Raw genomic sequence first — 20,051 nt, 5'->3', positions numbered from 1 at the left:
AGGGCGGCGCGGCGCTCTACGAACGCCGCGCCGCGGTCAGTTTCTCCAGGAGGGGGACGACGTCGCCCGGCGCCGGGGTGCCCAGCGCCTCGACGCGCAGCCGTTCTGCCTCGCGGGCGAACGACGGCTCCCGCAGCACCCGCACGAGCATCTCCCGCACGTCCCCGCCGCACAGCCCGGCCCCCAGCTCGCGCAGCCGCAGCGCCCTCGGCACCGTGTCCCATCCCCCGTGCGGCACCACCACCTGCGGCACGCCGTGCACCAGCGCGCTCTGCGACTGTCCGAAGCCGCCCTGGTGGACGATCGCCGAACAGGTCGGCAGCAGCTCGTTCAGCGGCACGAAGTCCACCACCCGCACGTTGTCCGGCACCCGCGCCCCGCCGATCTGGTCCGCGGTGAGCGTCGCCACCACCTCGACGTCGAGGCCGCCGACCGCGTCCAGGAGGTCTCGCACCGACACCCTGTCCCCGCCGAGGACCTCCCGGTACGACAGGCCCAGGGTCAGGCACACCCGGGGGCGCTTGGGCGGCTCGCGCAGCCACTCGGGGATCACGGCGCGGCCGTTGTAGGAGACGCCCCGCATCGGGACGTAGAAGTGGTCCACCGAAAGCCGCATCGACGACGGCACCGCGTCGATGGTCCACTGTCCCATCACCATGTCCTCGGCGAACGGGTCGGCGTACCGGCCGAGCCATTCCTCCAGCGGGTCCTCGCGCAGTCCCGGCGGGCGCCGGAGCATCTCCGCCAGGTAGCGCTCGCGCATCCGGCCGATCAGGTCCAGGCCGCACAGCAGCCGGGCGTGCGCCGCGCCGCACGCCTTCGCCGCCACCGGGCCCGCGAAGGAGAACATGTCCCAGATCACCAGGTCGGGGCGCCAGGCGCGGGCGAAGCCGGTGAGGTCCTCGACCACGTCCGGCGGCGAGGTGCCCTTGAAGAGCAGCGTCCAGGCGAGGTGCACGGCGTGCATGTAGTCGTACGTCAGCTTCTCCGGGCGGAACTCGGCGTAGTGCAGCACGTCCATCCACGACTCCCACGGACGCGCCGGCGCGTCGGCCTTCCTGATGTAGGCGGCCGGGTCGAAGTCCGCGCCGACCGGTACCGCGGTGAGGCCGGTGGCGGTGATGTCGTCGATCACGGTGGGCCGGGCCGCGACGCGCACCTCGTGGCCGGCCGCGCGCAGCGCCCACGCGAGCGGGACCTGCGTGTAGAGGTGCACCTTCGCCGGAGGCGCGGTGAACAGGACCCGCATGGGCGGCTCTCTTCCTGGGGGATACCGGTGGGGGCGGGCTCGGGGCCGCCGGCGCGGGCGTCGCGGGCGGTCGCCGGCGTGGAGTCCGCCGTCAGGTCTACGTGCGCCCGGTCGATTCCCGCTCGACCGGGCGCGGGCTCGACCGGCGGGCGTCAGCCCGCCCGGCGCCGGTGTTGCGCGACCAGCTCCTCCAGCCGCGAGACCGTGTCGCTGGGCGCCGGCGCGCTCGCCATCTCGGCCTGGAGCCGGGCCGCGTTCCGCGCGAACGACGGCTCCTGCAGCACCCGCAGCAGCAGAGCGCGCAGCTCGGCGGCGCCGGCGCGCTCGGCGTCCGGTACGGCCAGCCCGATCCCGGCCTCGTGCACCTGGGCCGCTCGCATCGGGATGTCCCACAGTTTGCCGGGGAGCACGAGCTGCGGGACCCCGTGCGCGAACGCCGAGTGCAGCGTCCACACGTCCGACTGATGGATGATGGCCGAGCAGCTGGGCAGCAGCTCGTTCAGCGTCCCCGCGTCGATCAGCCGCACGTTGGCCGGCAGTTCCCCGGAGGCGCGGCGCAGCAGCGGCGTCTCCTGGGCCACCACCTCGATGTCGAGTCCTGCGACGGCCTCCAGGACGGCGTCCACCGGCACCCCGGCCCCGCCGGTCACCTCCGGATGCGGCAGGTTCAGGCTGAGGCACACCCGCCGGCGTCGCGGGGGCTCGCGCAGCCACTTCGGGACGATCGACGTCCCGGCGTACGGCACGTGCCGCATCGGGACGTAGTCGATGCCGGTCGGCAGCTGTTGCGAGGGCGGGACCGGGTCGACGGTCCACTGCCCGGTGACCACGTCCTCGCCGAACGCGCAGCCGTACCGCTCCAGCGCCGGGGCCAGCCACTCCTCCAGCGGATCCTCGCGCCAGCGCGGGGGCCGGCGCTCCAGCGCCTCCAGGTAGCGCCGGCGCATCAGGGCGACCATGTCCAGGCCGTACAGCAGCCGGGCGTGCGCGGCCCCGCAGGCCCTGGCCGCCACCGGGCCGGCGAAGACCAGCGGGTCCCACAGCACCAGGTCCGGCCGCCACTCGCGGGCGAAGCCGGCGAGCTCGGTGACGGTGCGCGACGGGCTGAAGGTGCGGAAGACGGTCGTCGTCATCACGGTGAGCACGCCGTGCATGAAGTCGTAGGTGAGCTTCTCCGGGCGGGTCTCCTCGATCCGCATGAGCACCTCGGGGTCGGGCAGCTGGTCCGCCGACACCCCTTGCAGCCGGCGTTCGCTGGCGGCGATGTTCTCGTCGGCCTCCAGCGCGTCCCCGATCGCGACGGCGGTCAGGCCGGTGCGCGTGATGTCGTCGACGAGGTTGGGCCGGTCGGCGAGACAGACCTCGTGCCCGGCGGCCCGAAGCGCCCACGCCAGCGGCACGCGATGATAGCCCGGCGCCTTGGTCGGGGTCGTCACGAAAAGCACGCGCACGTTTCTCTCCTCGAAGGTTCCGCGTTCAGGGGACGTCCGCACCGGGAGCGGCGACCGGCCGCCCGACGAACAGGCCGCGCCGCGACTGCACGCCCTCGACGTACTCGGTGGAGCAGCCCGCGTCCCGGAGCGCGCTGGCGTACCACTCCCGGGGCCACAGCCCGAAGACCTGCGTCTCGGTGAAGTGCCTGATGTCCCGCCGGTCCGCCACCACGTAGTGGCTGTCCACCCGGACGCCCTGTCCGAGTCGTTCGGCCCGGGAGACCCGGCAGACGGTGCGCCCGTCCTCGCGCAGGACGTCGCCGGCGATGTGCCCGTCCAGGTAGGTGTCGGGGAAGTACCAGGGTTCGACGAGCAGCACGCCGCCGGGCGCGAGGTGGGCCGCCATGCGCGCGACGGCGGCCCGCATGGCGGCCGCGGACGGGAGGTAGGCCACGGCGGACGACAGGCAGATCACCGCGTCGAACGTCCGGCCGAGGTCGAAGTCGCGCATGTCGCCGGCGTGCACGGTGACGCCGGGCAGCTTGGCGCGGGCGACCGCGATCATCGGTTCGGACCGGTCGAGCCCTTCGACGTGCGGGAACGACGCGCGCAACGCCCTGAGGTGCTCCCCCGTGCCGCAGCCCACGTCCAGCAGCGAGCCGGCGCCCGGGCGGCGTTCCCCGACGAGCCGGGTGACCAGCGCGGCCTCGCCGCGGAAGTCCTGGCCGCGCCCGCGGTACACCAGGTCGTACACCTCGGCGTAGTCACCGTCGAACACGGTTTCGGCCCGTCACTGCGCGCCGCCTGTGGCGCGGCCGGTCCTGTTGCCGACGGCCTTGAGGAGCTCGACGACCACGGTCTCGGCGTCCTCGTCGGTGAGGTTCTGGTGGATGGGCAGCAACAGGGTGGTCTCGGCCGCCTCGTCCGTGGCGGGCAGCCGGCGCTGCGCCCGGTAGAGCGGTGTCGTGTGCAGGGGCGGGTAGCGGAAGGTGGTGTAGATGTCGCGGTCCAGCAGGTCCTCGGCCACCTGGTCGCGGATGGCCGCGTCGAGCTGCACCCAGTAGAAGTAGTACGAGCCGGCGTGCCCGGCCGGCAGCGGGGGCGGCAGCCGTACGCCTTCGGCTCCGGCCAGCAGCCGGTCGTAGGTCTCGGCTATCGCGCGCCGCCGCGCCACGAAGCCGGAAAGGCGGCGCAGCTGCACGCGGCCGATCGCGGCCGAGACGTCGTTGCCGATGTCGCGGCGGCCGATCTCCTGGATCTCCAGCTCCCACCAGCGCCGCCGCAGGTTCTCCATCGCGGTGAAGGAGCTGCGGTCGACCATGCCGTGGTAGGCCAGCCGGTGGGCCCGGCGGGCCAGCTCGGGATCTCGGACGCGGAGGAAGCCGCCGTCTCCGGTGGTGATGATCTTACGCGCGTCGAGGCTCCACACGCCGATGTCGCCGAACGTGCCGCACATCGTGTCGTCCACGCTGGAGGCGATGGAGCAGGCGGCGTCCTCGACCAGCGCCACGCCGCGCTCCCGGCACAGCCCCGCGATGTCCGCGATCTCACCGGGATGCCCGCCGTAGTGCAGCACGACCACCGCCTTCGTGCGCGGGGTGAGCGCGCGCTCGACGTCGGCGGCCGACGGGTTGAGCGTACGGGGATCGACGTCGCAGAAGACCGGCCGGGCGCCGGTGGACGCGATGGCGTTGGCGTTGGACACGAAGTTCACCGAGGGCAGCACCACGTCGTCGGCGGGGCCGAGCTCCAGCAGTTCCATCGCCATGAACAGGCCCGAGGTGCACGAGTTGATGAAGAGCACGCCCTCCTGCGCCACCTTGAGGTGCGCGGCGAACTCCGCCTCGAACGCCCGGGTGCGCGGGCCGTATCCCAGCCAGTTGGCGGAGAACACCTCGCGTACCGCCTCGAGTTCCTCTTCGCCGACACTCGGCTGGAAAACATTGATCATCTCGCGACTCCGGGAACGGCGCTTCATGTCGGTGCAACGTAACCGGGCCCGGCAGAGAACGGATGGTGGCCGGGCCCCTCCCCTGCGGAGCGAGCCGTCCAGCGATCGTCGAGCGGGGTGCGAGATCGGTCAGCGGATCGCGACCGGCAGGCGCAGCACGGCGCGGGTCACCGGCGAGCGCGGGCGGCGGACCACGGGACCGGTCCGCCGGATGCCCGGCAGCCGGGCCGCGAGCGCGCCGACCGCGGCGGCGGCCAGCCGGCGGGCCGGCGGGCCGGCGAGCCCGGTCAGCGGCCCGTCGGGCAGCGCGCGAGCACCCGTTCTCCCTACGCTGAAGCGGCCGGGCTCGTCGTGCGCGGCCGGGTCACGGCCGGCCGCCTCCGCCGCGACGACCAGCTCGTCCCCGGCCCGCACCGCCCGCCCGCCCAGCTCGACGTCCTGGTGGGCGTAGAGCCGATGCAGCCGCGCGGGTGGCGCGTACCGCATGGTCTCCTCGATCGCCGCGGCGGCCCGCGCGGGGTCGTCTCGCACCAGCGCCCACTCCTGCGGATGGTCGAGAAGGGCGGCCATGGCCTCGCAGATCAGGTTCGCCGTCATCTCGGTGCCGACCACGGCGAGCGACGCGCACGCGGCCGGGGCGTCGTCCTCCGGCGAGTTCGCCCGCGCGGCGGCGGCGGCCAGCTCGCCGGCCAGGCCGCCGGACACGCCGCCCGGGCCCGCCGCCGCGTCGAGCAGCTCGCGCATCCCGCCGATCGCCTCGGTGATCCGGCGGGCCTCCGCGAGCAGGGGCGGGCACACGGTGGCGTCGAGGGCGCCCGCCGTACCGGAACAGAGCGCGCGAAAGCGCTCGCTGCCGGAGGCGGGCAGGCCCAGCAGGGCGCCGACCGCGTCCGCGGCCACCGGGCGGGCGAAGTCCTCCCGCAGGTCGAAGTCGTCGCCGAGCGCGCGGAGCCGGGCCGCGCACAGGTCCGCCGTCCGCCCGTGCGCGCGATCGAGGGCCGCCTCGCCGAGCGCGGAGCCGGTCAGCCGGCGCAGCCGCTCGTATCCCGGCCCGTCCAGGGCGAGGGAGGCCCGGCCGAGCGGCAGCAGCAGCGCCGGTCCCGGCAACGCGAACGGGAGGATGCGCTCCTCCTCGGCCCGCCGGTCGTCCGGTTCGCGCGCGGCCGCGTGCTCCGGGCTCAGCCTCGGATCCCGCAGCGCGGCGGCGGCGAGCTCGTGGTGCGCGGTCACCCACGCCGCGGCGTGGCTGCGGTAGAGGGGGCCCAGGTCGCGCATCCGCCGGCCGAGGTCGTGCGGGTCGTCGCCCGCCCCGCGCAGCAACAGCGCGTAGGGGTCGCCCCGCACTCCCGCGATCCACTGGGCGCCGTGCGCCAGGAGCAGCACGTAGCTGAGTTCGCTGTCCGACATCGTGTCGGCCAGGGGCTTGTCCGTCGTGCCGTTCGCCATGCGGCCCACGCTAGGGACGGCCTCTCCAGGCTCGCTCGACGAGGGCTGGATTCGGTGGCCGGATTCGGTGGCCGGATGTCGGTCACGCCCCGGGGCGGTGCTCGCCGGTCAGCCTCTGCAGCACCGGCACGACCTCGCTCGGAGCGGGCAGGCCCCGCATCTCGGCGCGCAGCCGGTCGGCGTTCTTCGCGAACGAGGGCTCGTCGAGCACCCGGGTCAGCATCTCCCTCAGTCCGGCCGCCGTGAGCGTGTCGAGATCGGCGTACAGGCCGGCCCCGGCGTCCTGGACCAGGCGGCCCTTCAGTGCCGTGTCCCACAGCCCGCTCGGCAGCACGATCTGCGGTACGCCGTTGGCGAGCACGGTCTGCATCGTGCCGAAGCCGCCCTGGTGCACGCTGGCCGTACAGGTGGCGAGGAGTTCGTGGAGCGGGACGAAGTCCACGACCTTCACGTTGTCCGGCACCTCGGGCACGCCGTCGAGCTGGTCCGCGCTCAGCGTGGCCACCACCTCGACGTCGAGGTCGGCCACGGCCTCCAGCAGTTCCGAGACGACGACCCGTTCGGCGCCCGCCAGTTCCCGGCGGGACAGCCCCAAGGTGAGGCACACCCGGCGCCGGCGCGGCGGCTCGCGCAGCCACCCGGGGATCGTCGCTCCCCCGCTGTAGGGCACGTGCCGGACCGGCATCCGGCGCAGCCCGGTCGCGAGCCGCATCGACGGCGGAAGGGAGTCGATCGTCCACTGGCCGACGACCACGTCCTCGGTGAACGAGCAGCCGAAACGCGCCAGCTCCGGTTCGAGCAACTCGCGCATCGGGTCCTCGCGCGCCTCGGGCGGCCGGCGCGCCATGATCTCCCGGTGCCGCCTCCGCATCCGCCCGATCAGGTCCAGGCTGAAGACGACCCTGGCGTGGGCGGCGCCGCACGCCTTGGCCGCCACCGGCCCGGCGAGCGCGAGCATGTCCCAGATCACCAGGTCCGGGCGCCAGGAGCGGGCGAAGTCCACGAGGTCGTCCACCAGGCCGCCGAGGAAGATCGGCGAGAACCCCATGGTCGCCATCACGAGGGACACGCCCTGGACGAAGTCGTCGTCGAGATCGTCGCGGGCGAACTCCGCCATCCTCATCAGTTCCCACGGGTTCAGCATCCGGTCCGATTCCATGGGCATGGCCTTGATGGCCTCGGACAGGTTGAGAGCCTCGCCGACGGGCACCACGGCGAGGCCGGTCTCGGCGATCTCGTCCACGAGGTCGGGCTGGCTCGCGACGCACACCTCGTGGCCCGCCGCCCGCAGCGCCCAGGCCAGCGGGACGTGCGGATAGATGTGGGCCTTGACGGGAAGGGCCAGGATCAGGACTCGCACGTGCACCACCTCCGATCCGGATCGAAACGCGCCGCCACGGCGTGGCGGGAAGGCGAGGTTGCCAGACGCCGCTCGCGACGCCCTCGACGAGCCCTCGCGGCGGACCGCGAGGAGCGGAACCTAGCCGTGGAGCGTGCGCTCGATCCGCAGGCACTCGGCGTAGCCGGGCAGCGCGCCCTCCGCCTCCACCTTGGCCAGCGTGGGCGCGGCCCGGTCCCGCTCGGACATGATCGGTTCGAAGTCCCGGGGTATCGGGAGTTCGAGCGCCGGGTCGAGGACGGACAGGGCGAGCTCGTTCTCCTGCACGTACTCGCCGGACAGCATGTACGACATCACCGTGTCGTCCTCCAGGGCGACGAAGGCGTGCGCCACGCCGACCGGGAAGTACATCGCGCGGAAGCTCTCCGGGTCCAGCACGGCGGAGTCGGAGCGCCCGAAGGTCGGCGAGCCGATCCGGGTGTCGATGACGATGTCGAGCGCCCTGCCCTGCGCGCAGTACACGTACTTGGCGACGCCGGGCGGGGTGAGCGTGAAGTGGGCGCCGCGCACCACACCGCGCCGCGACCTGCTGTGGTTGGTCTGCGCGACCGGGAAGAGCCCGTGCCCCAGTGCCTCGCGGAGCGCCGTCTCCTGGAACGGCGACACGAAGATCCCCCGATCGTCGCCGAAGATCTGCGGCTGGAACTCGAATGCGCCTTCGACGGCGAGCTTCCGCAACTGCATGTCGTGTCCTTCGAATCCTCGGAATCGTGAAGACCGCCTGCGGTGATCCGCGCCGCCTCAGATGAGGTGAACCTCGGGCACGTAGAGGATCCACCGGCCGCCCGCCTCACGGAAGGCGTGCTCCTTTTCCATGATCTCTTCTGCGTGGTTCCAGGCGAACAGCAGGGCGTAGTCGGGATAGGGGTCGGCCAGTGCCTCCGGCGGCCGCACCGGGATGTGCGAGCCGGGCATCAGCTTGCCGTTCTTGGCCGGGGTGGCGTCGCACACGAACGAGACCAGGTCGGGGCCGATCCCGCAGAAGTTCGTCACCGTCGCGCTCTTCGCCGTCGCGCCGTAGCCCACGACCCGCTTGCCCTCGGCCCGCAGCCCTCGCAGCAGGCCTACGAGGTCGTCGCGGATGCGGTTCACGCCGGCGGCGAAGCCGGTGAAGTCCGCGGGGGTGGCCAGGCCCCGGCCGCGTTCCTCGGCGGCCAGTTCCGCCACCGCGGCGGTGGGCCGGCGCCGCCCCGCCCGCGCGATCGTGTAGCGCAGCTCGCCGCCGTGGACCGGCAGCCGCTCCACGTCGACCAGCTCGAACCCGTACCGGGCCGCCGCGTTCTGCACGGAGCGGACGGTGAAGAAGAAGAAGTGCTCGTCGTAGACCTGGTCGAAGGTGTTGCGCTGGAGGATGTCGCCCAGGTAGGGGTCTTCGAACATCAGCACGCCGTCCGGCGCCAGCAGCGCGTCCACCCCCCGGAAGATCGAGCCGATGTAGGGGATGTGGCACATCGTGTTGGCCGCGTAGATGACGTCGGCGGGGCCGTCCTCGGCGAGGATGTCGCCGGCCACCGACTCCTCGAAGAAGTCGACGCGCACCCGGACCCCCTGGGCCCTGGCGAGCTCGGCCACTCCGCCGGAGGGCTCCACGCCCAGGTGCCGGACCCCGGCCTTGCCGATGGTCTTGAGCATGACGCCGTCGTTGCAGCCCACTTCGACGACCAACGGGTCCGCGCCGGTCAGGTGGGTGTCCAGGAGGCGCTGGGCCGTGTCCTCGAAGTGCCTGCGCATCCGGACCGATCCGGAGGAGTGGTACGGGTAGGCCTCGTGGAACATGCGGTCCCTGGCGACCTCGTCGATGAGCTGGGTCATCGTGCAGGACTCGCAGACGCCCACGGCGAGCCGGTAGAAATACTCCTTCTCGGCATCATGGGGACCGAGGAACGCGCTGGACAGGGGCTGACGCCCGAAGTCGAACACTTCGTGGACGGTACCGCCGCAGACACGACACATGAGACCTTCCTCGGACGCGTGGGATTCCGCACCGGTTCACCGTTACGGCTCCGCGGGGTGGACCCTTCCGACGGTCGGCCTCTCCTCTTGAGCGGTCGTAGACCCGCGCTGGAGGCGGGACTGCGACCGCTCTTCAGCGGTTCTCGAACCGGATGTGGATCAGCGGTTGAGGCGGCGGTAGCGGCGCACGGCCAGCGGCAGGAAGATCACGGTGATCAGCAGGGGCCAGGCGATCGCGAGCTCCAGCGCGTGCTGGGCCGCCCACGACCGGTCGCCCACCCCCGGGTTGCCGAACAGCTCGCGGCACGCCTGCACGGTCGCCGACAGCGGGTTCCACTCGGCGACGAACCGCATCCAGCCGGGCATCAGCTCGGGCGAGACGAAGGTGTTGGCCAGCAGCGTCAGCGGGAACAGCGGCATCCACGCCGCTCCCGCGGCCTCCGGCGTGAGGCTGAGCCCCAGGCAGATGCCCACCCAGATCAGCGCGAACCGCAGGAACAGCAGCAGCCCGGCCGCCGCCAGGGCCGGGCCGATCCCGTTGTGCGCCCGCCAGCCGACCAGGAGGCCGCACACCATCAGGATCACCAGGTCCAGTGCCGAGGTCATGACGTCGGTGACGGCCCGGCCCAGCAGCACGCCGCCGGAGGTGATCGGCATCGACCGGAAGCGGTCGGTGACCCCCCTGGCGATGTTGGTCGACACGACGAACACGGTGGAGATCACGCCGAACACCATCGTCTGCCCGAACATGCCGGGCATGAGGAACTCCCGGTAGTTCCCGCCTCCCACCACCGTGATCGCGCTGCCGAAGATGAAGCCGAACAGCAGCACCATGATCAGCGGGAACAGCAGGGAACCGAGGATCACGACCGGGTTGCGGACCCAGTGGATCAGCTCGCGCCCGGTCATGATCCGGGCGTCGGTGAACACCCAGCGCAGCCGTTCGGCCGGGGTGCGGGGGATGACCAGGGCGGGTGTGCTCACGGGCGCATCATCCTCTTCTGTGGAATCTTCTCCGGAATCGGGCGACCGTTCCCCGGGGTCGGGCGGTCGCGGCGGCCGGGACGGTGGCCGCTCACCCGGCCTCCTCGGCGCCGGCGCCGGAGGCGGGGGCGGAGGCGCGGCCGGTCAGGCTGAGGAACACCTCGTCGAGCGTGGGACGGCGCAGCGTGAGGTCCTCCACCTCGAGGCCCGCCTCGCGCAGTTCCCGCGCCGTGGCGGTGATGGCCTCCAGCGGGTCCTTGACCGGGGCGGTGACCCGGGCGGAGTCGGGATCGACCTCGGGGTTCGTACCGGAGATCCGGGCGATGATCTCGGTGGCCGCGGGCAGGTCGGCGACCTCCCGCATGACCACGTCGATCTGGTCGCCGCCGATCATCGACTTGAGCCGGGCCGGCGAGTCGTCGGCGATCACGGCGCCGGTGTCGATCACGGCGATCTGGTGGGCGAGACGGTCGGCCTCGTCGAGGTACTGCGTGGTCAGCAGCACCGTGGTGCCCTGCGCGACCAGGTCGCGCACCGCCTTCCACACCTCGGCGCGGCTGCGGGGGTCGAGCCCGGTCGTCGGCTCGTCGAGGAACAGCACCCGCGGTGCCAGGATGAAGCTCGCCGCCAGGTCGAGCCGGCGGCGCATTCCCCCGGAGTAGTGCTTGACCTGCTTGCCGGCCGCCTCGACGAGCCCGAACCGCTCCAGCAGCTCGTCGGCGCGCCGCTCCGCCTCGCGCACCCTCAGGCGGTACAGCCGCGACCACATCCGCAGGTTCTCCCTGCCGGTGAGGATCTCGTCGACCGCGGGCTGCTGGCCGGCCAGCCCGATCCGGTAGCGGACCTGCGCGGACTCGCCCACCACGTCGAATCCGGCCACGCTCGCCGATCCGCCGTCCGGCAGCAGCAGGGTGCTCAGGATGCGCACGGCCGTCGTCTTGCCCGCCCCGTTGGGGCCGAGCAGCCCGCACACCGTGCCCTCGGCCACGGCCAGGTCGAAGCCGGCGAGTGCGTGCTTGTCGCCGTATCGCTTGGACAACCCCTTGGCCTCGATCGCATAAGTCGTCACGGAGCTCCCTCGATTCATCGGCCCAGGACTTCACTCTACTAATGTTAGACATTGATGTGTCAAACAGCGTCAGAGATATCCCACTCTGGAGCTTGCATGTACACTGGTCTCGTGAAAAACGAGTCCGCGGTACGTGGCCGGACGCGTCGCGCGATCCTGGCGGCGGCCCCCTCCGTGCTCGCCCGCAACCGCTCCGCGACCCTGGCGGACATCGCCGAGGCCGCCGGGGTGGGGCGCAGCACGCTGCACCGCTACTTCTCCGACCGCGAGGAGCTGATCAAGGAGGTCGTCGAGGACTCCCTGATGGTCATCAACCGGTCCATCGACGAGGCCGCCCTCGGCCAGGGGCCGCCGGTGGAGGCGCTGCGCCGCCTGGTCGCCGCCATGCTCGACGTCGCCCACCGGCTGATGTTCCTGTGGGGGGATCCACGCGTGCTGGAGGTGTTCGAGAAGTCCGCGTCGAACGAGAACGGCGCCGAGCCGGCCCAGCCGGTGCTCGACCTCATCCAGCGCGGCCAGGCCGAGGGGGTGTTCGACCCCGAGGTCAGCGCCGACTGGATCCAGAACGTGCTGTGGGCGGTCGTCTACACCGGCGTCGAGCAGGTGGACAAGGGCCAGATCCCGCGGCACGGGGTCTACGCCGCGGTCGTGCGCACCCTGGAGAACGGCGTTCGCACGCGGGACCACCTTTCATGAACGTCTCACTTTTCACAATCGGAAAGGGACAGCGAACATGACCATTTTGGTGACAGGAGCCACCGGGACCGTAGGACGGCACGTGGTCGACGGCCTGCTCAGGGCAGGGGCCTCCGTGCGCGCGCTCACCCGCTCCCCCGAACGGGCCGGGCTGCCCCCCGAGGTCGAGGTGGTCCGCGGCGACCTCACCGACCCCGGCACGGTGGAGTCCGCGCTGACCGGCGTGGACCGGATGTACCTCTTCCCCGTGCCGGAGACCGCCGAGACCGTCACCCGCCTGGCCGCCAAGGCGGGCGTCCGGCACATCGTCGTCCTGTCCTCGGTCTCCGCCGCCTACGCCGAGGGCGACCTGAGCGGTGATCAGCACCGCACCGTGGAACAGGCGGTGGAGGCGTCCGGACTCGCCTGGACGCACGTGCGCCCCGGCGAGTTCATGGCCAACGTGCTGTTTTTGTGGGCGCCGTCCATCCGGGCGGAGAACGTGGTCCGCGCGCCCTACGGCGACGCGGAGAGCGCCATGGTCCACGAGGCCGACATCGCCGACGTCGCGGTGAAGGCCCTGCTCGAAGACGGGCACGCCGGCGCGACGTACGCGCTGACCGGCCCCCAGGCGCTCACCAAGGTCGAGCAGGTCCGCATCATCGCCGAGGTGCTCGACCGGGACGTCCGTTTCGAGGAACTCACCCGCCCGCAGGCCCGCGAGCTGTGGATCAGCCAGGGCATGCCCCCGGAGGCGGCCGACTGGCTCCTCGAACCGCCCCCCGCCAAGGCCGTGGTGGGCCCGTTCGCCGAACAGGTCACCGGCCGCCCGTCCCGCACCTTCGCCCAGTGGGTCGCCGACCACCGCGCCGACCTGACCTGAGCCGACCTGACCTGGGCGCGGGCCCCGGATCGACCGAACCTCAAGCGTGATGCCGGACAGTCGCCGTACGCCCTGCGGCGACGAGCCCACCGACTCACCACGAGGAGATCCCATGCCGACCCCGTTTGACCTCCGCGGCAAAAAGGCCCTCGTCACCGGAGCGTCCCGGGGCATCGGCCGCGCGATCGCCCTCGAACTCGCGCGGGCCGGCGCGGAGCCGGTCCTGCTCGCGCGCGGCGCCGAGGCGCTGGAGAAGCTCGCCGCGGAGATCACCGGCCTCGGCGTCCGCGCCCTCCCCCTGCCCACCGACGTCACCGACCCCGCGCAGGTGGACCGTGCCGTGGGCACGGCACTGGCCGAGTTCGGTGACCTGGACATCGTCGTCAACAACGCCGGCGGCACCGGCGCGTTCGGCTCCTTCCTGACGCTCCCCCACTCCGCCTGGGAACAGGCGATGCGCCTGAACCTCGAATCGGCGCTCCACGTCTGCCGGGCGGCCGGCCCGCACCTCCTCGAGCGGCGCGGCGGCTCGGTGATCAACGTCGCCTCCTTCGCCGGGCAGGGCGGCCTGCCGCTGCTGTCGCCGTACGCGGCGGCGAAGGCCGCGCTCATCTCCGTCACCCGCTCGCTCGCCGCGGAGTGGGCCGGCCAGGGCGTCCGGGTCAACGCGCTCGTGCCCGGCTGGATCGAGACCGACCTGACCGCGCCGCTCTCCGGCGACCCCGCGACGAGCGCGAGCCTGCTGGAGGCCGTACCGGCCGGCCGCTGGGGCCGTCCCGAGGAGGTGGCCGGCGCGGCCGTCTATCTGGCGAGCGACGCCGCCCGCCTGGTCACCGGGGCGTGCCTGGCACTGGACGGCGGGATGAGCGTCCTGTCCGGCGGGCCTGCCACGCTGAAGTTCCTCAACGCGACCCGCGCCTGACCGGTCACCCTCCGCGCGCCCGCGTCCCCCTCACCCACGCGTCCTCGCGGACGACCTCGTGGGTAAGGGTTTCAGGCCTTCGCGTCGTGCCGGGCCAGCGCCTCGCGCAGCGCCTCGCGCCAGTCGCGCAGCGGGGGGGCGCCGATCTGGCGCCACCGCCCGTGCCCGAGCACGGCGTACGCGGGCCTGCGGGCGGGCGCGGCGAAGACCGCGCTGTCCGTCGGGCGCACCCGGGCGGGATCGGCCCCGATGAGCCGGAAGACCTCCCTGGCCAGCTCGTAGCGGGTCGCCTCCCCTGAGTTGGTGGCGTGGAAGACGCCGGTCGCCTCGGGCCGGCCGCCGAGCAGGACGAGCCGTTCGGCGACGTCCGCCGCCCAGGTGGGCTGGCCGAGCTGGTCATCCACGACGTCGACCGTGTCCCGCCGCGCCGCCAGCTCGATCATGGTGCGGACGAAGCTGCCTCCCCTGGCGCCGTGCAGCCAGGCGGTCCTGACGACGGCGCTGGAGCGGGGCAGGACGGCCAGCACCGCCCGCTCGCCCGCGAGCTTCGTCCGGCCGTAGGCGGTGAGCGGGGCGGGCGGATGGTCCTCGGCGTAGGGGGTGCGGGCCTCGCCCGCGAAGACGTGGTCGGTGGAGACGTGGATGAGCCGTGCCCGCCGCCCGGCGCAGGCGACGGCGAGGTGGCGCGGCCCGGCACCGTTGACGCGCAGCGCCTCCGGCTCGTTCGTCTCGGCGGCGTCGACCGCCGTGTAGCCCGCGCAGTTGACCACCACGTCCGGGCGGTGTTCCGCGATCGCGTCCCGCACCCGCTCCGGCACGGTGACGTCCAGCCGGGCGCGATCCAGCGCGGCGACGTGGTCCCGCGGGCGGGCCGCGGCCAGGTGCTCGAGCACGTGATGGCCGAGCAGCCCGCCCGCACCCGTGACCAGCCACCTCATGCGCGCACCCGGCCCTTCCACGCCGGCGGTCCGCTCCCCCCGCCCCCGGCGGGCGGCGGAGCGGACCGCGGACGGAACCGCGTGCCGGGCGGCGGAGCGAACCGCCGACGGAACGGCGTGCCGGGCGCCGTCGCGCCCGGGCCGGTGACAAGTGTGCTCAACGGACTCCTCCGCCGGTGGGATCGCCCGCGAAACCTGCGGTGCCAGGAGAGTGACGCGGCCCGTTAGCAGATCCGTCGAGTGCGACTCGCCCCGCGCGCTCCACCGTACGTCGAAGGGCCGCTGACCGGGAGGCCCCAGGCTCGAACGACATCGTCAGGTACTCCAGGGAGGAACACGATGGCACTGTTCGCCGTCCTCGCGACCCAACACCCCGTCGGTATCAGCGCCGACGAGTTCCGCCACCGGCTGCCCGAGGGGTTCGCCTACACCAAAGCCCTGGTGGACAAGGGCGTCATCAAGCACAACTGGGTGCGGGTGGGCGCGTCGGGAGGGCTGCTCGTCTACGACGTCGACTCGCACGAGGAACTGCTCTCGCTGCTGTACGCGAACCCGGTCAGCCCGCACCTGGAGTTCGAGGTCATCCCGCTCGCCCGGACCGCGGGGTTCGACCCGGCGGCCTTCGGCGAGCGCCCCGGAGACACCGTCTGATCACCGCAGGAGGTGGTCCAGCCGTCGTTGAGCCGCCTGCGAGAGCACGAGCACATCGTGGAGAGCTGGGGATGTCCCCCGCTTCCCACCAGGGCGAGAGAGGCACGATGCCAGAAGACGTCAGAGGCGACACGGTCACTTTCGTGAACAGGTTCAAGGTGCACGCGTCGCCCGAGGAGTTCGAGCGGGTCTTCGCGCGGACCTCCGCGTTCATGGCGCAGCAGGACGGCTTTCTCCGGCACACGCTGCTCCGGCACGCGGACGACGAGCGCAGCTACGTCAACATCGCGCAGTGGCGCGACGCGGGCGCCTTCCGCAGGGCGGTGGCGGCACCCGGCTTCCAGCCGCACGCCGCCGCCCTCCGCTCGCTGAGCACGAGCGAGCCCAACCTCTACACCTCCCGCCTCACCGTCTCGGCGAAGACCGGGGACCGATGAGCGGGCAGGCCGGCGCACCGGCCCCTGACCAGCGAGAACATTCATGAACCGCCGCGTCGTGATCACCGGCATCGGGGTCGTCGCCCCCGACGCCATCGGCACCAAGCGCTTCTGGGAACTGCTGACGGCGGGCCGTACGGCCACCAGGCGCATCACCTTCTTCGACCCGTCCCCCTATCGCTCGCAGGTGGCCGCCGAGTGCGACTTCGACCCGCTGCGCGAGGGCCTGTCCCCCCAGCAGGTACGCCGCATGGACCGGGCCGCGCAGTTCGCCGTCGTCTCCGCCAGGGAGAGCCTGGCGAACGGCGGGCTGAGCCCGGCGGACCTCGACCCGGCCCGTACCGGCGTCGTCATCGGCAGCGCCGTGGGCTGCACGATGAGCCTGGAGCAGGAGTACGTCGTCGTCAGCGACGGCGGGCGGCGCCACCTCGTGGACGAGGAGTACGCCGTACGGCACCTCTTCGGCCACTACGTGCCGAGTTCCATCGCCGCCGAGGTGGCCTGGGACGTCGGCGCCGAGGGCCCGGTCGCGACCGTGTCCACCGGCTGCACGTCGGGGCTGGACTCCGTCGGGCACGCCGTCGAGCTGATCCGCGAGGGGGCGGCGGACGTCATGGTCGCGGGGGCCACCGACGCGCCCATCTCGCCGATCACGATGGCGTGCTTCGACGCGATCAAGGCGACCACGCCGCGCAAGGACGACCCCGCGACCGCGTCCCGGCCCTTCGACCTGACGCGGAACGGGTTCGTGCTCGGCGAGGGCTCCGCGGTGTTCGTGCTGGAGGAGCTGGGGCACGCCCGGCGGCGCGGGGCGCACGTGCACGCGGAGATCGGCGGCTTCGGCTCGCGGTCCAACGCCTACCACATGACCGGCCTGCGCCCGGACGGCAAGGAGATGGCCGAGGCCATCCGGGCCGCGCTCGCCCAGGCGCGCAGGTCCCCCGAGGACGTGGGCTACGTCAACGCGCACGGCTCGGGAACGAAGCAGAACGACCGGCACGAGACGGCGGCCTTCAAGCGCAGCCTCGGCCGGCACGCCTACCGGGTCCCGGTCAGCGGGATCAAGTCGATGATCGGTCACTCCCTCGGCGCGATCGGTTCCCTGGAGATCGCCGCCTGCGCGCTCGCCATCGAGCACGGCGTCATCCCGCCCACCGCGAACCTGCACGAGCCCGACCCGGAGTGCGACCTGGACTACGTCCCGCTGCGGGCCAGGGAGCGGCGGGTGGACACCGTGCTGACCGTCGGCAGCGGGTTCGGCGGCTTCCAGAGCGCGATGGTGCTCTGCGGACCGGAAGGGACGGGGCCGTGACGACGGGGACGGCGGGGACGGCGGTGACGGTGGTGACCGGCATGGGCGTGCTGGCCCCGACAGGCCTGGGCGCGGACGCGCACTGGAGCGCCACGCTGCGCGGCGAGGGCGCGATCGGGCCGATCACCCGCTTCGACAGCGAGCCGTACACGAGCCGGCTGGCCGCCGAGATCGACGGCTTCGTCCCCGAGGAGCACCTGCCGAGCCGGCTGCTCCCGCAGACCGACCACATGACCCGGCTGGCGCTCGTGGCGGCGGACTGGGCGCTGGAGGACGCCGCGATCATCCCGTCGGCGCTGCCCGAGTACGGCGCCGGCGTGGTGACCGCGAGCACGGCCGGCGGGTTCGACTTCGGCCACCGGGAGCTGGAGAAGCTGTGGAGCAAGGGGCCCGAGCACGTCAGCGCCTACCAGTCCTTCGCGTGGTTCTACGCGGTGAACTCGGGCCAGATCTCGATCCGGAACGGCCTGCGCGGGCCCAGCGGCGTGCTGGTGACGGAGCAGGCGGGCGGGCTCGACGCCATCGCCCAGGCGCGGCGGCACCTGCGCCGGGGGACGCCGGTGATGCTCGGCGGCGGGGTGGACGGCTCGCCCTGCCCGTGGGGCTGGGTCGCGCAGCAGACGAGCGGCCGGCTCAGCGCCTCGCGGGACCCGGCGCGCGCCTACCTGCCCTTCGACGCCGACGCGGCCGGGTTCGTCCCGGGTGAGGGCGGCGCGCTGTTCGTCCTGGAGCCGGAGGACGCGGCCAGAAAACGCGGTGCCACCTCCTGGTACGGCGAGATCGCGGGGTACGCCGCGACCTTCGACCCGCCTCCGGGGTCGGGCCGCCCGTCCACCCTGCGCCGGGCGATCGAGCGGGCGCTCGACGACGCCGGGGCGGATCCCGCCGACCTCGGCGTGGTCTTCGCCGACGCCGCGGGCGTGCCCGAGCTGGACCGGATCGAGGCGGACGCGCTGCGCGCGGTCTTCGGCCCGTACGGGGTGCCGGTGACCGCGCCCAAGACGCTGACCGGCCGGCTCGGCGCCGGCGGTGCGGCGCTCGACCTGGCCACGGCCCTGCTGGCGCTGCGGCACGGGGTGATCCCGCCGACGGTGAACGTGTCCCGCCCCGTGCCGGACTACCGGATCGACCTGGTGCTGCGGCCCCGGCCACTGCCGTCGCCCGCCGCCCTGGTACTGGCCCGCGGACACGGCGGGTTCAACGCCGCGATGGTCGTGCGCGGCCCGCGGCGACCGGAGCAAGACGCTCCCTGACGGAGCCCAGAAGGAGTGGAACATGGAAGAACTGACGGTGACCAGGCTCATGGAGATCGTCCGCGAGTGCGCCGGGGACGGCGAGGTGCCGGCCCCGGCGGACGACGTCCTGGACATGGAGTTCACCGCTCTCGGCTACGACTCGCTCGCGATGCTGGAGACGGCGAGCCGGATCGAGCGCGACCACGGCATACGGCTGGCCGACGACCAGGTGACGGAGGCGAAGACCCCCCGAGCCTTCCTCGGGCTGGTCCACGACGCCGCCACCGGAGTCGCCTGAGCGGCGCCGGCCCGGTTCAGGACAGGGTCGTCAGCACCTCGCGGAGGGCGCTGACGACCTTGTCCTGAAGGTCCGGGGAGAGCGAGGCGTACATCGGCAGGGAGAAGATCTCCCCGGCGAGCCTCTCGGTCACCGGAAGGGACCCGGGGGCGTATCCGAGATGGGCGAAGCCGGTCATCGTGTGCACCGGCCACGGGTAGCTGATGTTCAGCTCGATGTCGTATCCCCGGAGCGCCGCGATGATCTCGTCCCGCCTCGGATGGCGCACGACGTAGACGTAGTAGACGTGGTCGTTGCCCTCGGCGAGACGGGGCAGCACGAGCCCGGTGCCGGCCAGCCCCTCCTCGTACCTGCGGGCCACCTCGCGCCGGGCGGCGAGATACCCGTCGAGGCGGCGCAGCTTCCGGCGCAGGATCTCCGCGTGCACCTCGTCGAGCCGGCTGTTGTGGCCGGGGGTCTCGACGACGTAGTAGCGCTCCTCCATGCCGTAGTAGCGCAGCCGCCGCAGGCCGCGGGCCACCGCGTCGTCCGCGGTGATCGTCGCGCCGCCGTCCCCGTACGCGCCGAGGACCTTCGTCGGATAGAAGGAGAAGGCCGCGGCCCCGCCCATCGAACCGGCTGGCCGGCCGTGGTGCCGGGCGCCGTGGGCCTGCGCGCAGTCCTCCAGGATCACCAGGTCGTGCTCGGCGGCCAGCGCCTCCAGCGGCGCCATGGCGACGCACTGGCCGTAGAGGTGCACGGGGAGCAGGCACCGGGTGCGCGGGGTGATCGCCGCCGCCACCTGGCCGGTGTCCATGAGGTAGGTGTCCGGGTCCACGTCCACGAAGACGGCTTTCGCGCCCACGGAGTCGATGGCCACCACGGTCGGCGCCGCGGTGTTGGACACCGTGATCACCTCGTCGCCCGGCCCCACTCCCAGCGCCTGGAGACCCAGTTTCAGGGCGTTGGTCCCGTTGTCGACGCCGACGCAGTGCGGTACGCCGTGGTAGGCGGCGAACTCCTCCTCGAACCCCCTGACACTCGCGCCGAGCACGAGCCTCCCGGAGCCGAAAACCGTCTCGACCGCGTCGAGAATGTCCTCACGCTCTTTCTCGTATTCCGCTAAATAGTCCCACACGCGAATGGTCATGCTTTATCCACCACCTTCGGGTTCGCCTTCCAGCACAATGCACACCACTCGTAATCAGCTCGAAGTCATCTCAATTCAACGACCCCG

General features: G+C 72.7%; 20 protein-coding genes. 8 read left to right on the top strand and 12 right to left on the bottom strand.

Annotated features, from left to right (window positions below; translation table 11 throughout):
* Nucleotides 1-16: 16 nt before the first annotated feature.
* From ACTOQ3_RS11985 to ACTOQ3_RS11940, 10 genes are all read right to left on the bottom strand, one after another.
* Nucleotides 17-1,249, bottom strand: a complete 1,233-nt coding sequence (locus ACTOQ3_RS11985) for an activator-dependent family glycosyltransferase (protein ID WP_440083438.1) — start codon at nt 1,247-1,249, stop codon at nt 17-19.
* A 152-nt stretch (nt 1,250-1,401) separates the two neighbouring features.
* A complete protein-coding gene (locus tag ACTOQ3_RS11980) occupies nt 1,402-2,700 on the bottom strand; it encodes an activator-dependent family glycosyltransferase (protein ID WP_440083437.1) in 1,299 nt (432 codons plus the stop codon).
* Nucleotides 2,701-2,725: 25 nt separating this feature from the next.
* Entirely contained in the window at nt 2,726-3,460 is a 735-nt protein-coding gene (locus tag ACTOQ3_RS11975; RefSeq protein WP_440083436.1) for a class I SAM-dependent methyltransferase, read from the bottom strand.
* Nucleotides 3,461-3,472: 12 nt separating this feature from the next.
* Nucleotides 3,473-4,633, bottom strand: coding sequence for a DegT/DnrJ/EryC1/StrS family aminotransferase (locus ACTOQ3_RS11970; RefSeq protein WP_440083435.1), 1,161 nt, complete (start codon nt 4,631-4,633; stop codon nt 3,473-3,475).
* A 129-nt stretch (nt 4,634-4,762) separates the two neighbouring features.
* Nucleotides 4,763-6,079, bottom strand: a complete 1,317-nt coding sequence (locus ACTOQ3_RS11965) for a cytochrome P450 family protein (RefSeq protein ID WP_440083434.1) — start codon at nt 6,077-6,079, stop codon at nt 4,763-4,765.
* An 82-nt stretch (nt 6,080-6,161) separates the two neighbouring features.
* Complete coding sequence (locus ACTOQ3_RS11960) at nt 6,162-7,439, bottom strand: activator-dependent family glycosyltransferase (RefSeq protein ID WP_440083432.1); 1,278 nt, start codon at nt 7,437-7,439, stop codon at nt 6,162-6,164.
* A 120-nt stretch (nt 7,440-7,559) separates the two neighbouring features.
* Complete coding sequence (locus tag ACTOQ3_RS11955) at nt 7,560-8,162, bottom strand: dTDP-4-dehydrorhamnose 3,5-epimerase family protein (protein ID WP_440083431.1); 603 nt, start codon at nt 8,160-8,162, stop codon at nt 7,560-7,562.
* Nucleotides 8,163-8,219: 57 nt separating this feature from the next.
* Nucleotides 8,220-9,431 (bottom strand): methyltransferase domain-containing protein, encoded by a 1,212-nt coding sequence (locus ACTOQ3_RS11950; RefSeq protein WP_440083430.1) that lies wholly within the window; start codon nt 9,429-9,431, stop codon nt 8,220-8,222.
* A 159-nt stretch (nt 9,432-9,590) separates the two neighbouring features.
* Nucleotides 9,591-10,415, bottom strand: coding sequence for an ABC transporter permease (locus ACTOQ3_RS11945; protein WP_440083429.1), 825 nt, complete (start codon nt 10,413-10,415; stop codon nt 9,591-9,593).
* A 91-nt stretch (nt 10,416-10,506) separates the two neighbouring features.
* Nucleotides 10,507-11,484 (bottom strand): ATP-binding cassette domain-containing protein, encoded by a 978-nt coding sequence (locus tag ACTOQ3_RS11940; protein ID WP_440083428.1) that lies wholly within the window; start codon nt 11,482-11,484, stop codon nt 10,507-10,509.
* Between the two features lie 111 nt (nt 11,485-11,595).
* Here ACTOQ3_RS11940 and ACTOQ3_RS11935 point away from each other — a divergent pair, with 111 nt between their 5' ends.
* The 3 genes from ACTOQ3_RS11935 to ACTOQ3_RS11925 all read left to right on the top strand — a co-directional run bounded on the left by ACTOQ3_RS11935 (nt 11,596) and on the right by ACTOQ3_RS11925 (nt 13,964).
* Nucleotides 11,596-12,180: a TetR/AcrR family transcriptional regulator gene (locus ACTOQ3_RS11935; RefSeq protein ID WP_440083427.1), complete on the top strand. Its 585-nt coding sequence runs from the start codon at nt 11,596-11,598 to the stop codon at nt 12,178-12,180.
* Nucleotides 12,181-12,217: 37 nt separating this feature from the next.
* The gene (locus tag ACTOQ3_RS11930) at nt 12,218-13,042 is read left to right on the top strand and encodes an NAD(P)H-binding protein (protein WP_440083425.1); all 825 of its coding nucleotides are present in this window, start codon (nt 12,218-12,220) and stop codon (nt 13,040-13,042) included.
* A gap of 112 nt (nt 13,043-13,154) precedes the next feature.
* Nucleotides 13,155-13,964 carry an SDR family NAD(P)-dependent oxidoreductase gene (locus tag ACTOQ3_RS11925; protein ID WP_440083423.1) on the top strand — a complete coding sequence of 270 codons (810 nt, stop codon included), beginning with the start codon at nt 13,155-13,157 and terminating at the stop codon, nt 13,962-13,964.
* A 71-nt stretch (nt 13,965-14,035) separates the two neighbouring features.
* Here ACTOQ3_RS11925 and rfbD read toward each other — a convergent pair whose 3' ends face one another.
* Nucleotides 14,036-14,902 carry a dTDP-4-dehydrorhamnose reductase gene (gene rfbD, locus ACTOQ3_RS11920; RefSeq protein ID WP_440083422.1) on the bottom strand — a complete coding sequence of 289 codons (867 nt, stop codon included), beginning with the start codon at nt 14,900-14,902 and terminating at the stop codon, nt 14,036-14,038.
* A gap of 339 nt (nt 14,903-15,241) precedes the next feature.
* Here rfbD and ACTOQ3_RS11915 point away from each other — a divergent pair, with 339 nt between their 5' ends.
* The 5 genes from ACTOQ3_RS11915 to ACTOQ3_RS11895 all read left to right on the top strand — a co-directional run bounded on the left by ACTOQ3_RS11915 (nt 15,242) and on the right by ACTOQ3_RS11895 (nt 18,835).
* On the top strand, nt 15,242-15,553 hold the full coding sequence (locus tag ACTOQ3_RS11915; protein ID WP_440083421.1) for a muconolactone Delta-isomerase family protein: 312 nt from the start codon (nt 15,242-15,244) through the stop codon (nt 15,551-15,553).
* A 143-nt stretch (nt 15,554-15,696) separates the two neighbouring features.
* On the top strand, nt 15,697-15,990 hold the full coding sequence (locus ACTOQ3_RS11910; RefSeq protein WP_440083420.1) for an antibiotic biosynthesis monooxygenase family protein: 294 nt from the start codon (nt 15,697-15,699) through the stop codon (nt 15,988-15,990).
* Nucleotides 15,991-16,033: 43 nt separating this feature from the next.
* Entirely contained in the window at nt 16,034-17,302 is a 1,269-nt protein-coding gene (locus ACTOQ3_RS11905) for a beta-ketoacyl-[acyl-carrier-protein] synthase family protein (RefSeq protein ID WP_440083419.1), read from the top strand.
* A gap of 41 nt (nt 17,303-17,343) precedes the next feature.
* Nucleotides 17,344-18,555 (top strand): ketosynthase chain-length factor, encoded by a 1,212-nt coding sequence (locus ACTOQ3_RS11900; RefSeq protein ID WP_440083494.1) that lies wholly within the window; start codon nt 17,344-17,346, stop codon nt 18,553-18,555.
* 22 nt (nt 18,556-18,577) lie between these two features.
* Nucleotides 18,578-18,835 carry an acyl carrier protein gene (locus ACTOQ3_RS11895; RefSeq protein WP_440083418.1) on the top strand — a complete coding sequence of 86 codons (258 nt, stop codon included), beginning with the start codon at nt 18,578-18,580 and terminating at the stop codon, nt 18,833-18,835.
* Nucleotides 18,836-18,851: 16 nt separating this feature from the next.
* Here the strand turns inward: ACTOQ3_RS11895 and ACTOQ3_RS11890 are convergent, their stop codons facing one another.
* Nucleotides 18,852-19,964, bottom strand: coding sequence for a DegT/DnrJ/EryC1/StrS family aminotransferase (locus ACTOQ3_RS11890; protein WP_440083417.1), 1,113 nt, complete (start codon nt 19,962-19,964; stop codon nt 18,852-18,854).
* Nucleotides 19,965-20,051 lie beyond the last annotated feature (87 nt).

The organism is Streptosporangium sp. LJ11, from assembly GCF_051918945.1.
Classification (GTDB): Bacteria; Actinomycetota; Actinomycetes; order Streptosporangiales; family Streptosporangiaceae; genus Streptosporangium.
The sequence above is the reverse complement of the archived record's forward strand: the minus strand, read 5'-3'. Positions and strand labels throughout refer to the sequence as shown.